Here is a 523-nt window from a genome sequence, read left to right on the forward strand (position 1 = left end):
GTGGTGCTTCCAGATTCGAAATTGCCCGTACCGCCCCGATTCGTTGGTATTACTTTGATACCGAGCGACACAGGATTTGACTTCAATATCGTAGCCAATCTCACCAGGGACATAAGTATCAATATGTGAGTCAATTGCCCCGCGGAAAGCGGTGCCAGACTTGTCAAATATGGCATTCACGAGGCGTTCAGCGTTATATCCTCGTCCAGACGCAGTTGACCGCCCATGTCCCTCACAGGTATTCGCATTTACCCCGTTTCGAACATCTTCTAATTTCATCTTGGGATTGATCACTTCGGGATTCGGAGAGCAGTTCTCTGTCATTACTCTCACGTCGCTATCCCGCCGAGGTCAGCCCCGGTAAAGTGGTGTTTAGCAAGTAGTTCAACAGTTGCTGAACCCATTTGTTGAATGAGTCCATTCCAAGCGACTCCTCGGATCTGAGGCTTACTGTGTGATGCCATAGCTCACGAGCTAGTATATGTAGAATAGGTATAAAAATCTCATCTATTAGTGAGGTTAT

Annotated in this window: 1 pseudogene; it reads right to left on the reverse strand. The window is 47.2% G+C overall.

Annotated elements, in window-relative coordinates:
• A pseudogene (locus tag DVK05_RS17630) lies at window positions 1–324 on the reverse strand (hypothetical protein); the annotation flags it as partial.
• Between the last annotated feature and the right edge of the window lie 199 nt (window positions 325–523).

Source organism: Halorubrum sp. Atlit-8R, assembly GCF_003666025.1.
Classification (GTDB): Archaea; Halobacteriota; Halobacteria; order Halobacteriales; family Haloferacaceae; genus Halorubrum; species Halorubrum salinarum.